Genomic DNA, 14,934 nt, shown 5'->3' on the forward strand with positions numbered 1-14,934 from the left:
CACCCTAAAATTTACTCGGTTAATTGTTAACACTGACGGTTAACCCACAAAGAGTTAGGAAAAAATAAAATGGCTAAAGTAAGTGCAGAACTCATTTGGTTTAATGGTGAACTCATGCCGTGGCAAAACGCCACAGTACACGTAATGAGTCACGCATTACATTATGGTTCGTCAGTGTTTGAAGGTATTCGTGCCTACAAAACGCATAAAGGCACCTGTATTTTCCGTTTAGAAGAACACATTCAACGTTTATTTAATTCAGCGAAAATCTATCGCATGAACATTCCTTACACTCAGGAAGAAGTGATGCAGGCTTGTAAAGATGCCGTAGCAAAAAACAACTTGGAAACTGCTTATTTACGCCCGTTAGCCTTCTTAGGCGATGTTGGTATGGGATTACGTCCACCTGCCGATGCCAAAGCAGACTTAATGGTCGCCGCATTTAGCTGGGAAGCTTACTTAGGTGCCGATGCGATTGAACATGGGGTTGATGTTGGTGTATCGAGTTGGAACCGCTTGGCACCAAATACTATGCCAACAGCAGCAAAAGCAGGTGGAAATTACTTATCTTCACAATTAATTTCCATGGAAGCAGGTCGTCACGGCTATACCGAAGGTATTGCATTAGATGTTAATAATATGGTCAGTGAAGGCGCTGGTCAAAACTTATTTTTAGTGCGCAATAAGGTAATTTATACCCCGTTTAGTACCGCATCTATTTTACCGGGTTTAACTCGCGATACGGTCATGCAGTTAGCTAGAAAACTAGGCTATGAAGTCAAAGAAGAACCAATATCACGTGAGTCGTTATACCTTGCAGATGAATTCTTTATGACAGGGACCGCTACCGAAGTTGTGCCAGTGAAAACTGTCGATGGTATGCCGATTGGCACTGGCTCTCGTGGCCCGGTCACGAAGGCGTTACAAGAAGCGTTCTTCGGTATATTTAACGGTAAGACCGAGATCGAAGATTCCTGGTTAGCTCCGGTAAAATAATCGTTTAACGACTATTCAGGGACCACTTGTCCCTGAGTTTTATTATTAAAGCTAACTTTTTAGTCGGCTTTAACAATAAAATTCGAAATACTCACATGGACACTATTATGCCTAAATTAAGATCTGCTACTTCTACTCAAGGCCGCAATATGGCGGGAGCTCGTGCACTTTGGCGTGCTACCGGAATGACTGATGACGATTTTGGTAAACCTATTATCGCAGTCGTGAATTCCTTTACTCAGTTTGTGCCAGGCCATGTGCATCTCAAAGATATGGGACAACTGGTAGCTGGGGCGATTGAAGAGGCTGGTGGTGTTGCTAAAGAGTTTAATACCATTGCGGTAGATGATGGTATCGCCATGGGGCATAGCGGCATGCTATATAGCTTACCATCAAGGGATTTAATCGCAGATTCTGTTGAATACATGGTTAATGCTCATTGTGCTGATGCCATGGTCTGCATTTCTAACTGCGATAAAATCACCCCTGGAATGATGATGGCGGCAATGCGCCTTAATATTCCGGTGATCTTTGTTTCAGGTGGCCCAATGGAAGCGGGTAAAACTAAACTCTCTGAGCAAATCATTAAGCTCGATTTAGTTGATGCCATGATCCAAGGCGCTGATCCAACAGTTTCTGATGAACAAAGTGATGAGATTGAGCGTTCAGCCTGTCCAACCTGTGGCTCCTGTTCCGGTATGTTTACCGCCAATTCAATGAACTGCTTAGCAGAAGCATTAGGTTTGGCACTGCCAGGCAACGGTTCTATGCTAGCAACTCATGCCGATCGTGAACAATTATTTTTGCGCGCCGGCCGTGAAATATTAAATTTAACTCAGCGTTATTATCAAGATAATGACGAAAGCGCTTTGCCACGCAATATCGCCAACAAAGCAGCATTTGAAAATGCCATGTGCTTAGATATTGCCATGGGCGGTTCAACCAATACGGTATTGCATTTATTGGCAACGGCACAGGAAGCAGAAATTGATTTTGTTATGGCCGATATCGACCGATTATCTCGTTTAGTCCCCCAACTTTGTAAAGTGGCGCCATCAACGCAAAAATATCATATGGAAGATGTTCACCGCGCTGGTGGTGTCGTTGCTATTCTTGGCGAATTAGCACGGGCTAACCTACTTAATACCGAAGTGAAAAATGTCCTAGGGTTAACCTTAGATGAATTTCTTCAACAATACGATATTACCCTGACCGCTGATCAAGCGGTAAAAGATTTCTATCGTGCCGGACCTGCCGGTATTCGCACAACGAAAGCCTTTAGCCAAGATTGTCGCTGGGACAGTTTAGATAACGACCGAGAAAATGGCTGTATTCGCGAACTCAAACATGCCTACTCTCAAGAAGGCGGTTTAGCGGTACTCTCCGGTAACCTTGCTTTAGATGGCTGTATCGTCAAAACAGCCGGCGTTGCCGAAGAAAACCTCACCTTTACCGGACCTGCTCATATTTTTGAAAGCCAAGAAGCCGCAGTAGAGGGAATTTTAAACGGCTCGGTTGTCGCTGGCGAAGTAGTTGTGATCCGTTATGAAGGACCAAAAGGTGGTCCTGGCATGCAGGAAATGCTTTATCCTACCACTTACTTAAAATCTATGGGGCTAGGCACTAAATGTGCGTTGATCACCGATGGTCGTTTTTCCGGAGGTACTTCCGGCTTATCTATCGGTCATGTGTCTCCAGAAGCTGCCAGTGGTGGCGCCATAGGTTTAGTTGAACAGGGGGATATTATTCATATTGATATTCCAAACCGTATTATTGAATTACAAGTGTCAGCCGCTAAAATGGCACAACGAGAAGCTGACATGTTTGCCAAAGGCAAAGATGCTTGGCAGCCACTTGATCGCCAACGCCCTATCAGCTATGCCCTGAAAAATTATGCCATGCTCGCCACCAGTGCCGATAAAGGTGCGGTAAGAAACCGCGATATATTAGATGGAGTCACTGACAATGACTGACGCCGAACAGCAAGCTTTATTATCAACACAAGCTACTCAGGGGCAAGCGCTTGAATATTTGCGAAAAATATTGTTAGCGCCCGTTTATGATGTCGCAGTAGAAAGTGAGTTAACACCACTGAATAAATTATCCGCCCGCTTAGGTAACCAAATCTATTTAAAGCGTGAAGATCAGCAGCCGGTGCATTCGTTTAAACTACGTGGCGCCTATAACAAGCTGACCAATTTATCTGAGCAACAATGTATTCACGGCGTAATTGCCGCATCTGCTGGTAATCATGCACAAGGTCTGGCAATGGCTGCCAGCAAACTAGGCATCAAAGCAACCATTGTGATGCCGATCACCACACCTGACATTAAAGTAGATAATGTCCGTCGTTTTGGTGCCGAAGTTCGCTTAGTGGGCAAGAGTTTTAATGAAGCACAAGCGGCGTCAATTGAATTTGCCGACACGGAAAATAAAACCATTATTCACCCGTTTGACGATGCAGATGTCATAGCAGGCCAGGGCACAGTAGCAAAAGAACTATTGCAGCAACAACCCAAAGCCAATGTTGTTTTTATTCCAGTTGGTGGTGGTGGCCTACTTGCCGGTATGGCAGTTTATCTCAAACAATTACGACCAGATATTAAAGTGATAGGAGTCGAAGCTGAAGATTCCGCCTGCTTAAAAGCCGCGTTAGCACAGGGAAAACCGACAGATCTTGAACAAGTCGGGTTATTTGCTGACGGTGTCGCGGTCAAACGTATTGGTCAGCATACCTTTGAGTTAATCAAGCAATATTGCGATGACGTCATCACAGTCACCACCGATGAGATTTGCGCCTCAATTAAAGATATTTTTGAGCATACTCGAGTGATCGCCGAACCAGCTGGCGCACTGTCACTTGCGGGTTTGCAAAAGTACTGTCAATCGAGTTCTGGGGATGAGTCCTTAGTGGCAATCTTATCTGGCGCCAATATGAATTTTCATACCTTGCGCTACGTTTCTGAGCGCTGTGAACTCGGTGAGCAAAAAGAAGTGGTATTAGCAGTAACCATTCCAGAACAAAAAGGCAGTTTTCGTAATTTCTGCCACACCTTGCAAGGGCGCGTGATCACAGAATTTAATTACCGCCATGCATCCCGAGCCACTCAACAGGACATTGCCCATGTTTTTGTTGGTGTGCGAGTTGCAGACCAGGCTGAACGTCAGCAGTTAATCTCTCTGCTAGAGCAGGAAAACTATCAGGTAAGTGATTTAACCGATAATGAACTAGCCAAGTTACATGTTCGTTATATGGTCGGCGGACAAAACCCGGTTAAAACACAAGAACGTATTTTCCGTTTCCAGTTTCCAGAATATCCTGGCGCGTTGGAGAAATTTCTCGATACTTTAGGCGAACATTGGAACATTAGCTTGTTCCATTACCGTAATCACGGCGCTGCATTTGGTCAGGTACTCGCTGGGTTTGAAGTCAATAATGATGATTCACTCGATTTCTTTAATCATCTCAAAGATTTAGCTTACGAATGGCAAGAAGAAACCAACAATCAAGCCTATCAGGCATTTCTAGCGTAACGTTAAAAACCACTTAATACTTAAGTGGTTTTTTTATCACAGCGTGCCAATAGAAAATCTGGTACTGCCGCATAAATACCTGCAAAGCATAGAAACCAAACAATCAGAGAACAATCTTGCCGCCGCAGAAAAAGCCCGTGCCGACGGCTCCGCTTAAGCTATCACCACAGAAGCAATTAAGAAAAAGCACAAGCGATTAAAACCAGTAAAGTATTGGTGGAATATGTCAAAGCCCAGCGGTGGGGTGGAAAATTACCAACCACAGTTATGGCCAGCGGTCAGGATATTTTATCGAATATGAAAGAACAATAACCGCCAACATCAGTTTAAATGCTTAGCTTCCCATCAGTTAGCCTTTAAAAATAGAGGCTGACGCTTTCAGCCCATTGCTATGCGATGGGCTTTTTTAGGCACTAACCTAGGGCCTATTAATCTTTATTCAGTTGAGCCTCGAGCTCAGCAATTTTTGCTTCCAACTGTTCAAGTTTTTCACGGGTTTTTAATAAAACCTGCGTTTGCACATCAAACTCTTCGCGCGACACCACATCTAACTGAGATAATTTACGCTGCAACACAGTTTTTGTTTTATCTTCAAAATCACTGGCTAAGTTTTTTAAACTCGGTGGAATTGACTCAGTCACCTGCTTAGCAATTTCTTCTATTTTCTTGGCATTGATCATCGGAGTTGCTCATTATTCGATTAATCTCGCTATTGTAATGCATTAAGTTATTTTGCCAAAGGATAAAACAAGGTAAAATCAGCACCCTCGTCAACTAACAACACCAATGGCATGAAACTTAACCCCGGACAAAATGAAGCAGTCAAATATGTAAGCGGCCCTTGCCTGGTACTGGCTGGCGCTGGCAGCGGTAAAACCGGGGTTATTTGTCAGAAAATCGCTTATCTGATCCAAAAATGTGATTATAAGGCACGTAATATCGCCGCGGTGACTTTTACCAATAAAGCAGCACGCGAAATGAAAGAGCGGGTCACTAAAATGTTAGGGCGCGAATTAACCCGCGGTTTAACGGTTTCCACCTTTCATTCATTAGGTCTGGACATCGTACGCAGGGAAATAAAAACCTTAGGTTTTAAGCCTGGTTTTACCTTGTTTGACGATCAAGACACGCTCGCATTATTAAAAGAATTAACCGCTGAAGAACTCGACGGCGATAAAGATTTGCTCAGCAAGTTACAAACTATGATTTCCAACTGGAAAAACGACCTGTTGCTACCCGATGCTGCCATCAAACTCGCCAGTGATGCCGATACCGCACTTTATGCCGAGTTTTACCGCCGCTACCAGCAACATATGAAGGCTTATAACGCGCTGGATTTTGATGATTTGATCCTGATACCAACCTTATTGTTAAAAAACTATTCGGAAGTCAGGGAGCGCTGGCGCAATAAAATTCGCTATATGTTGGTAGATGAATATCAGGATACCAATACCAGTCAATATGAACTGGTTAAACTGATCACAGGTGAACGCGGCCGATTAACCGTAGTAGGCGATGACGATCAATCGATCTACTCATGGCGCGGTGCCAAGCCACAAAACCTGGTATTGCTCGGCCAGGATTTTCCGTCATTAAAGCTGATTAAGTTGGAACAAAATTATCGCTCCAGCGGTCGGATACTGAAATGCGCCAACATTCTGATCGCCAATAACCCTCATGTATATGATAAATCTCTGTTTAGTGAACTCGATTATGGCGTTGAACTAAGGGTGGTGCAGGCGAAAAACGAAGAACATGAAGTTGAACGTGTCGTGGGCGAACTGATAGGTCATCGCTTTTTAAATCGCAGTCATTATAAAGATTATGCCATTTTATATCGCGGCAACCATCAATCACGCTTGCTGGAAAAAGCGCTAATGACCAACCGTATTCCCTACAAAATAAGTGGTGGTACTTCGTTTTTTTCACGCTCTGAAATTAAAGACGTAATGGCTTACCTTAGAGTATTAGTCAATCCAGATGATGATAATGCCTTTTTACGGATAGTTAACGTGCCAAGGCGCGAACTTGGTCCAGTTACTCTAGAAAAACTCGGCACCTACGCCAATATGCGACAAATTAGTATGTTTGCCGCCAGCTTTGAATTAGGGCTAGAGCAACATCTATCCGGTAAAGGACTGGCAAAAATGCAGGCCTTTACCCGCTGGTTGGTGGAAACGGCAGATAATGCTGAACGTGGTGATACCGCAGCGGTGCTAAGAGCAATGATCCGGGAAATAAACTACGAAGACTGGCTCTATGATACCTCGCCAAGTGCTAAAGCGGCGGAAATGCGGATGAAAAATGTTACCGAATTATTTAGCTGGGTCACTCAAATGCTCGAAGGCTCTGACGATGAAGAACCAATGACCTTACCACAAATCGTCACCCGACTAACGCTGCGCGATATGATGGAGCGAAATGAAGAAGAAGAATTTGCCGATCAGGTACAGTTAATGACGCTGCATGCATCAAAAGGACTGGAATTTCCCTATGTATTTTTAATCGGTATGGAAGAAGGCTTATTGCCACACCAAACAAGTATCGATGAAGATAATGTTGAAGAAGAGCGTCGCCTAGCTTATGTCGGCGTTACACGGGCACAACGGGAACTGATTTTCACTTACGCCAGAGAACGCCGTCAATTTGGTGAGGTAGCCCGCACCGAAGTTAGCCGCTTTCTTTATGAGTTGCCGCAAAATGATTTGAACTGGGAAGTAACGCAAACGAAAAAGAGCCAAGAGCAAAAGCAAGCATCGGCTCGTCAAGGAGTAGAGAATTTACGCGAATTACTGAAAAAGAAAAACGCGTAGTTATTTGTCGCTGCTCGGAATTAATTTTGTTTCGTGTTCGATCAGCATCGCCTCAATAAAAGCGATAAAGCCACTGAGATTATTGCTACTCCAGACACGTTTAATTTGTGCATCTTGTTTAGCAATATGAGTCGTTAATTGCTTATAGTGTCCTGGCTTATAGCTATCACAGCACTTTTTCGCGACTTTATGAAGTTGTCCCTTGCCACGTAAACTCTCTCGAAAAATCATAGAGAAATTATTTACTAACGGTAATAACAGCTCTAATTCCGCCGGGTCACTGACCAATTCCTTAATTCGTTTATACCTAGCAACGGAAAACTCTTCATTTTTTTTAGCAATAACCGCAATGGAGTCCACCATTTGCTTGCTTTCTTTCTTAGCATGCGCAGCGTCTTTTTTCACAATTAACAACTGTCGGTACAAACTTTCCGCACGAAAATAAAAATAAATACTAACGGCAACAAATATACCAATAATTACCAGACTAAATACCATATATAAGCCTATGTTTTATAACTACTATATTCAGCTCTCGTTGATTCGCTCAAACGAGATAAGAAAATGTAAGGATCAATATCTTGAACATTTGGAGATTGGCAATCGTAACCAACTTTTAAAGAAAACTCACCTAAATTAGCAAAAAACTGCACTTTTAATGCGTTTGTTAATTGTTCAAAGGTTTTTCTTAACTGCTCTGGTGCTTGATAAGGAGCAAGAAATAAATACTCTCCCTCATTAATTAACCCAACCTGATCAAATTCTCCTTTATGTTCATTAACCAAGGTAGCGATAATACGTGCCACTTCCTCGACCACCTTTTTATTGAACTGAAATCTTAATTCTTGCCAATTATCGATGGAAAAATACCCCACTGACAGTGGGTATTCAAATTTTCGCGCCATTTTATAATAATGTTGATAAAAGCTCTTAGTTTGCGAAGGCGTTGCCAAAATATCTGTCGGCTTTTCAATTTCATCATATTGCTGATTCAATCGTTTTGCCCTGTGTTTAAGTATTATGCTCAATAGTAAAATCACCATTAGCGCAATGACGACAGCCAGACTGACAATTACCTGATATTGCTGGTTAAATTTTTCAGCAAACTGATTTTTCAGTTCAGTTTCTGCCGCCATATTTAGTGACAATTCGCGATTTTTTTCGCTGGCAATATTATTAGGATCCAACTCGCTTGGCAGGTGCTGATGGACATGATTAAAATGTTTATAACGCTCAATATACCTAGTTTGCGCCTGATAAGCTTGTTGATATAACCCCTGCTCCTGATACATTTGCGCCAAGTATTGATAGAAGGCAATTTGTTCTTGAGTCAATTCCGTACTGTTAACCAACATTTCAGCCTGAGTGATATATTGATAGGATTGTGCGTAGTTTCCCTTAACTTTGGCTACCTGAGCCAAGTTAAGTAAAGTTGTTAAATACGGCTGAGGGATGTTTTGCCCATGAAAAAGTTCATTCGCCACCATCAAATGCTCAGATGCCTGATCATACTTTGCTTGCTTTAATAACACTTGCCCCAAGCCAAGCTCTGCGTATGCAATTCTGATCGGCGCATTTTTTTTCTCAGCATATTGTTTTGCACCATTAAAGGCATGAAAGGCATCATCTAACTGATCTAATTTAAGATAACAACGAGCAATATTGTAATAGGTCTGGTCAATATTAAATTGTTTATTCTGATCAAACCTGATTTTCAGTACCTTATTATATAGTTTTAGCGCCGTTTGATATGAACCTAAATAAAAATGCGCATTAGCAATCACCGCCAGTAAATGAATATGATCATTAAATTGCTCATAATTTGCGAGCAATTGCTGAATTTGCTGTAAATCGATTAATGCCAGTTGATGCTCCGCAATAACCGCATTCGCCATAGCCCGATATCCCAAAGCCTTAATCAACAAAATAGGAGTGTTAATTTGTTTTGCCAATACAACCGCCTGATCGGCAATTTCCTTCGCTTGGTGATATTTACCTTTATAGTAATAACCAGCGGCCACTTTCAGTGTTAATGATAAATGTAGCTTAGCCTCTAGACCAATCAACGCTTCGCCATCTAAAGAAAATTGTAATGCTTTCGCCAAATCCCCTTTATTAACGGCTGCATCAGCTAATAAACTAAACATTTTACCTATGGTATTAGCGTTATAGAGCTCTCGATTGCGAATCACTTTTTGCGATAATTCAATCACTGTTTGATAAGGCAAGGATTCAGGATCGGTCAAAAACAAGGTATCAACCTGAATAATATTGTCTTGCAGTTCCGACAGTTTTGCTTCATTGGCATCAACAAAAGTTGTAAAAAAACCAGAAAACAGCACTAACAGCACAAATAAGCTAGATTTCATTAATCTATATTTTCCTTAATATTCATAACATTATAAATAAACTGTCGATAGTGGCGACGACATGACACGATAATTTATCATAAAGGTTTACAAGCTGTCTTCATAGCTTATAATGGTCACTGAGCTGCTAAAGCTCGATAAGGGCAAATCTAGTGAAAGCTAGAGACGCAAAGTTACCGGTCTAAGGGGAAACCTAAGATAGCGGAACTACCGAATTTAGATATAGTGGGGGCTTGTCTATATTTTGCAGTCGCTAACTTACTATTCCTGACCTACTTTGCGTGCCTCCCTTGTCCCTCTCATGAGTTTAATAAAACATCATGTCTACTGCGACACAATAGCGCATTATCAACAAATTTAGGCAGAATCAATCTTACCAGCCACTTTATTTACATTTTATTAATACTAATTCCATATTTACTCTAGCACTTTTGACAAAATTGCTAGAGAATAGATGCCATAATAATAATAATAAGACGTCGCCGCGCTAATTAGAGGTTTGGAAGTAGTGAAGTATCATGATTCCATGGAACAAGCAGATAACAAACTTGCGCTTGCTATAAAGCAATTGCAACTTTGGCACCTCCCTGCTTCGCCGATAAATTATGCCGTCAGTTATGAATATGTCAGCGGCAAAAATACAGCGCTCATTGCGCAAATAAAACAGCATTTTTCCTTAGGCAAAAAGCTGGATAATTTTTTTATTGAAGAGCTATATCAACTTTATATTCTCGGACAAGGTAAATTTCGTGACGAGATAATCACAGAAATTGATGACCTTATTAGTGGCGTCCAGCAAAATAGTGAAAGTTCGGTTAACTTTACTAGCAACTTAATCAAAAGAATTGATGACAACATCACAGGATTAAAATCCCAAAACGCCCAACAAATCGCATACGCTATCCAACAAATTGAAAAGGCGTCGCTGTCATTTAAGCAAAAGCAACAACAGCTGGCGCAGCAATTAAAAATTTCTAAGCAACAATCGCAATCACTGAAAAAAGAGTTAGCAGAAGTTAAAAAGGAAATTTATCTGGATCCATTAACTGGCTTATACAACCGTAAGGCACTTAATAAGCACTTGGAAAGCTGGAGCAAAGAGAATCCAAATAAGCAAGTGGCTGCGATTGTGATTAGTGTCGATCAAATGCAACAAATAACTCAGAAATACGGAGCCTTGATCAGCGATGTATTATTGGCAAAAGTAGCGAATAAAGTTAGCAGCTACGTCGGTGACAGTGGGCTCCCAGTGCGTGCTGGCCACGATGAATTTTTAATACTCTTGCCAGAAATTGAACGTTCTACAGCCGGCGAAATCGCAGAAAAAATCCGCCAGGGTGTAGAAAAACTTCGTTTTGTTAGCAGCAAATCAGGAATGCATTTACCACAAATGACGATTTCAACCGGGGTTAACGACTTTAAACTGTCCCAAAATGTTCAGACAATTCTTAATTATACCCGCACTTTAGTAATGGATTTGCAGCGCGGTGGTCATAATAGGCTCACAGTAGCTAATTAACCCCAGCTCGGCTTCACTAATTATCTTGATCGAGTGCCTCGACTTGCACAATAAGTTCATTAAGGCTTTGCTCAGAGTAGACTGTAATACCGTTCTGACGTAGCAATGCTGCCGTCAGCCCTTGCCCAACAATTTTTTCTCCCTGAAAATGACCGTCATATATTAACTGACTGCCACAAGATGGACTGGATTCTTTTAATAAAGCGTAACGAATTTTATGTCGCTGGCAAAGTGCCAAAGCAGACTGCGCCCCTTGATTAAAAGCATCAGTGACATCAATGCCGGTATTATCATAAACCCTGTGATCTAGCTGGCTAATTTCAGCTGGTGCTCTAGGCACAGATAAGCCGCCGGCAACTTCAGGGCAAACAGCCACTACACGTCCTTGTTGCTGCCAGCGAATGAGCTGTTGATTTAGTAACAGCTGATGGCCGCCATCATAACGGACGCTTTGCCCTAACAAACAGGCACTGACTAATATTTTTTCCATATCATGCCCCTTTTAACACTGCATAAAAAGACTCTATATTCATTTGAGCCATCTCATCTTCACTATCAAGCCAGATTGACTCAGAGTAGCATTCAAAATTTAATTGAAAATGATTTTGCTGCCATAGTAAGCGGGCTACCACCCGATCGGCTCCTTCTAAAGATTCAACCCACTGACATTGTGGATACTGATGAAAAAATTGCTCTACGATTAGCGCAATATCTTCTTGCGACCAGTTCTGATTGCACGTTAATATAATATTTGAATCAATTAACTCGTTGCATTTAATAATAAATTTAGTCGTCATTTGATCTAAACCTAAGAATTCTCTTTGATTGCGCTATATTACTAAAAAAAGCAACGACAGCTTTGATCTTTTTACCTATAATCAGCCAAGGCGTTTAAATTCTATATAAAAATTAAGAGAGAGAAAGTTATGAAAAAACTTACTTTAGCCGTAGCAGCTACAGTGATGATGGCATCTCCAGTGTTTGCCGGTGATATTGCCGCAGGTAAAGCAAAATCAGGCACTTGTGCTGCTTGTCATGGTGCAACTGGCATATCTGCCGTACCTATGTATCCAAACTTAGCGGGTCAAAAAGAAGTTTATTTATCCAAACAATTAAAAGATTTCAAATCAGGCGCTCGTAAAGATCCAGTAATGGGTGCAATGGCAATGCCTTTATCAGATGAAGACATTGCAAACTTAGCGGCATATTTTGCCAGCTTGAAATAACTTTATCTTTCTTGATGATCTCAAAAGGCGCATCAGGCGCCTTTTTTATTTCTATAATTTATGCTCTTTAATCAAAGAGATAAAGGGCTGACCATAACGCTGTAACTTGGTTTCACCAATGCCACTGATATTAAGCATTTCATGGTTGGATATCGGCTGGTATTTAGCCAGCTCTGATAAGGTTGCGTCATTAAAGACAATATAAGGTGCAATATCCTCGGCATCCGCCAGTTCCTTTCTCAATTGTCTTAATTTAGCAAACAATTTACGGTCATAGCTGGACTTTTGTGTTGATCGTCGCCAGTAACTGGCTTTTTGCAAGCGCGGAGACGCCAGCATTAGTGCGATTTCTCCTTTTAATATCGCGTGAGCCGCCTGAGTCAAACAAAGTACAGAATGATTAGCAATATCCTGCTGCAGAAAACCTAAATGAATTAACTGTCTGATAATCGAATGCCAATAACCCGGGGTTTTGTTTTTACCGATGGCAAAAGTCGATACCTTATCATGGCCTTGTTTAGCAATATTATCTGTCGTTACGCCCCGTAAAATATCAACCAGATAATTAGCGTCACCTTGTTGCCCAATGCGATAAACACAAGATAATACTTTTTGCGCGACCTCTAAACCATTAAATAAACTTGGCGGGTCTAAGCAAATATCACAGTTACCACACCCCTGCTTAGTGTATTCGGCAAAATAGTTTAGTACCAGCTGTCGACGACAAGTCTGTGCTTCAACAAAACCTGTGATCGCCTGAAAGCGTTGCAGTTCAACATGACGCCGCTGTTCGTGCTCACTGGATTCAATGCGGGATTCAATACGTTTAAGATCATTTTCATCGTAGAGAAAAAGCGCCTCTGCCGGTAAGCCGTCACGTCCGGCTCGGCCAATTTCCTGATAATAAGACTCCAATGTTCTCGGCGGTTCAAAATGAATAACAAAACGAACATTAGATTTATTGATCCCTAAACCAAACGCTACCGTTGCTACCACCACCTGAATATTATCTTTGGCAAATCCTTCCTGAACAATGTCGCGAATTTCAGGCTCCATTCCGGCATGATAACCTGCGGCGTTTATTCCAGTATTCGCTAACGCTTTCGCTAACTTTTCCACTTGCCAACGACTACTGCAATATACAATGCCACATTCCTGCTGCCGCTTTTTGATATAACTGATGATCTGCTGAGTGCCCTGATACTTATCCGCCAGTGTTAACCGAATATTAGCGCGGTCAAAACTATCCAAATGGATATAAGGGTTCTGTAAGCCTAATTGCTGTAAAATATCCTTACGAGTCGTCACATCTGCGGTCGCCGTTAACGCGACTACCGGCACATGAGGAAATTGTTGCTTAATAGTATTTAGCCGAGTATAGGCAGGCCTAAAATCATGCCCCCATTGTGAAATACAGTGAGCTTCATCAATGGCAAATAACTTGATCGGCAACTCTTGCAATCCCTGAATAAAATAATAGTTATTCAGCCGCTCCGGTGCGAGATACAATAAAGTGATCTCACCGCGCGCCAATTGTTGGAAAATCTCATTAATGGCTGCTGGCGTTAAGCTTGAATTAACATATGCCGCCTGAATACCCTGACGTTTTAACGCGTCCACTTGATCTTTCATCAAGGCAATTAAAGGTGAGATAACAATGGTTATCCCCGACAACATAGTCGCAGGCAATTGGTAACAAAGCGATTTACCACCACCTGTTGGCATCAGTACTAAACTATCTCGACCTGCAAGTATTTGTTCAATCACGTTTTGCTGCCCAGGACGAAACTCACTATAGCCAAAATAGTGCTTTAAGTTTGTTAATAGTGCATCATTTGATATATCAGGCGTGGCTACAGTCAAAATATTACTTCGTTATTTTTAATCGCGCTATTTTACCCGATAATTTAGTAACGAGTAATCTAATAAGAAAATTTCTTTATCGAGAAATTCAGTGATATGCTTAACAAACAACTCATCAGACCAGAACAATTATGGATCAGGCACAACTCTTTAAACAAATTGCGCAGTTTTGGACCAATGATATGCCATTTAATCAGTTACTTGGCTTAAAGATTAAACATTTCGATACCCAACGCTCTGAGATCCGCTTTCTTTGGGATGACAAACTGGTTGGTAACCCGATTCAGAAAATCCTCCACGGTGGCGTAACCGCCTCAGTGTTAGACCTAGCGGGTGGCGTCGTTGCGGCGGCAAATATTATTGATCAGCTTGATGACTTATCACCACAAAATATCCAACAAAGTCTCAGTAAGCTAGGCACCATAGATCTACGTACTGATTTTCTTCGCCCAGGCAGAGGAAAAGAATTTGTTGCCACGGCTCATATCATTAGAAGTGGCAGTAAAGTCGCGGTTGCTAGGATGGAGCTGCACAATGAACAAAACGATCACATTGCATTTGGCACTGGTACCTATATGGTGGGATAAAAAAATGTGCAGCTGACTTTACAATCT

At 41.7% G+C, this 14,934-nt stretch carries 13 protein-coding genes and 1 riboswitch; of the genes, 7 read left to right on the forward strand and 6 right to left on the reverse strand.

Annotated elements, in window-relative coordinates:
- Positions 1-69 precede the first annotated feature (69 nt).
- The 3 genes from QQK06_RS08785 (at position 70) to ilvA (ending at position 4,530) form a co-directional block, all read left to right on the forward strand.
- Positions 70-996: a branched-chain amino acid transaminase gene (locus QQK06_RS08785; RefSeq protein ID WP_284244288.1), complete on the forward strand. Its 927-nt coding sequence runs from the start codon at positions 70-72 to the stop codon at positions 994-996.
- Positions 997-1,103: 107 nt separating this feature from the next.
- Positions 1,104-2,969, forward strand: a complete 1,866-nt coding sequence (gene ilvD / locus QQK06_RS08790) for a dihydroxy-acid dehydratase (protein WP_284244289.1) — start codon at positions 1,104-1,106, stop codon at positions 2,967-2,969.
- Positions 2,962-4,530 carry a threonine ammonia-lyase, biosynthetic gene (ilvA, locus tag QQK06_RS08795; RefSeq protein WP_284244290.1) on the forward strand — a complete coding sequence of 523 codons (1,569 nt, stop codon included), beginning with the start codon at positions 2,962-2,964 and terminating at the stop codon, positions 4,528-4,530. Before ilvD ends, ilvA begins: the two co-directional genes overlap by 8 nt.
- A gap of 428 nt (positions 4,531-4,958) precedes the next feature.
- Here the strand turns inward: ilvA and ubiK are convergent, their stop codons facing one another.
- Positions 4,959-5,210 (reverse strand): ubiquinone biosynthesis accessory factor UbiK, encoded by a 252-nt coding sequence (ubiK, locus tag QQK06_RS08800; protein ID WP_284244291.1) that lies wholly within the window; start codon positions 5,208-5,210, stop codon positions 4,959-4,961.
- Positions 5,211-5,321: 111 nt separating this feature from the next.
- Between ubiK and rep the strand changes: the two genes are divergently transcribed.
- A complete protein-coding gene (gene rep / locus QQK06_RS08805) occupies positions 5,322-7,343 on the forward strand; it encodes a DNA helicase Rep (protein WP_284244292.1) in 2,022 nt (673 codons plus the stop codon).
- Here rep and QQK06_RS08810 read toward each other — a convergent pair whose 3' ends face one another.
- Both QQK06_RS08810 and QQK06_RS08815 read right to left on the reverse strand, forming a co-directional pair.
- Positions 7,344-7,841 (reverse strand): hypothetical protein, encoded by a 498-nt coding sequence (locus QQK06_RS08810; protein ID WP_284244293.1) that lies wholly within the window; start codon positions 7,839-7,841, stop codon positions 7,344-7,346.
- Positions 7,842-7,849: 8 nt separating this feature from the next.
- On the reverse strand, positions 7,850-9,712 hold the full coding sequence (locus QQK06_RS08815; RefSeq protein WP_284244294.1) for a tetratricopeptide repeat protein: 1,863 nt from the start codon (positions 9,710-9,712) through the stop codon (positions 7,850-7,852).
- 132 nt (positions 9,713-9,844) lie between these two features.
- A riboswitch (cyclic di-GMP riboswitch) is annotated at positions 9,845-9,927 on the forward strand.
- Positions 9,928-10,220: 293 nt separating this feature from the next.
- On the opposite strand from QQK06_RS08815, the gene QQK06_RS08820 reads away from it, so the two are divergent.
- Entirely contained in the window at positions 10,221-11,231 is a 1,011-nt protein-coding gene (locus tag QQK06_RS08820) for a GGDEF domain-containing protein (RefSeq protein ID WP_284244295.1), read from the forward strand.
- 16 nt (positions 11,232-11,247) lie between these two features.
- Here QQK06_RS08820 and QQK06_RS08825 read toward each other — a convergent pair whose 3' ends face one another.
- The gene (locus tag QQK06_RS08825; protein ID WP_284244296.1) at positions 11,248-11,721 is read right to left on the reverse strand and encodes a 2-thiouracil desulfurase family protein; all 474 of its coding nucleotides are present in this window, start codon (positions 11,719-11,721) and stop codon (positions 11,248-11,250) included.
- A 1-nt stretch (position 11,722) separates the two neighbouring features.
- The gene (locus QQK06_RS08830) at positions 11,723-12,028 is read right to left on the reverse strand and encodes a DUF3630 family protein (protein ID WP_284244297.1); all 306 of its coding nucleotides are present in this window, start codon (positions 12,026-12,028) and stop codon (positions 11,723-11,725) included.
- A 129-nt stretch (positions 12,029-12,157) separates the two neighbouring features.
- Here QQK06_RS08830 and QQK06_RS08835 point away from each other — a divergent pair, with 129 nt between their 5' ends.
- Entirely contained in the window at positions 12,158-12,457 is a 300-nt protein-coding gene (locus QQK06_RS08835; protein ID WP_284244298.1) for a c-type cytochrome, read from the forward strand.
- Positions 12,458-12,508: 51 nt separating this feature from the next.
- Here the strand turns inward: QQK06_RS08835 and recQ are convergent, their stop codons facing one another.
- Positions 12,509-14,323 carry a DNA helicase RecQ gene (gene recQ, locus QQK06_RS08840; RefSeq protein WP_431313659.1) on the reverse strand — a complete coding sequence of 605 codons (1,815 nt, stop codon included), beginning with the start codon at positions 14,321-14,323 and terminating at the stop codon, positions 12,509-12,511.
- 128 nt (positions 14,324-14,451) lie between these two features.
- Here recQ and QQK06_RS08845 point away from each other — a divergent pair, with 128 nt between their 5' ends.
- Complete coding sequence (locus tag QQK06_RS08845; RefSeq protein ID WP_284244300.1) at positions 14,452-14,907, forward strand: thioesterase family protein; 456 nt, start codon at positions 14,452-14,454, stop codon at positions 14,905-14,907.
- Positions 14,908-14,934 lie beyond the last annotated feature (27 nt).

The organism is Thalassotalea insulae, from assembly GCF_030161395.1.
Classification (GTDB): domain Bacteria; phylum Pseudomonadota; class Gammaproteobacteria; order Enterobacterales; family Alteromonadaceae; genus Thalassotalea_E; species Thalassotalea_E insulae.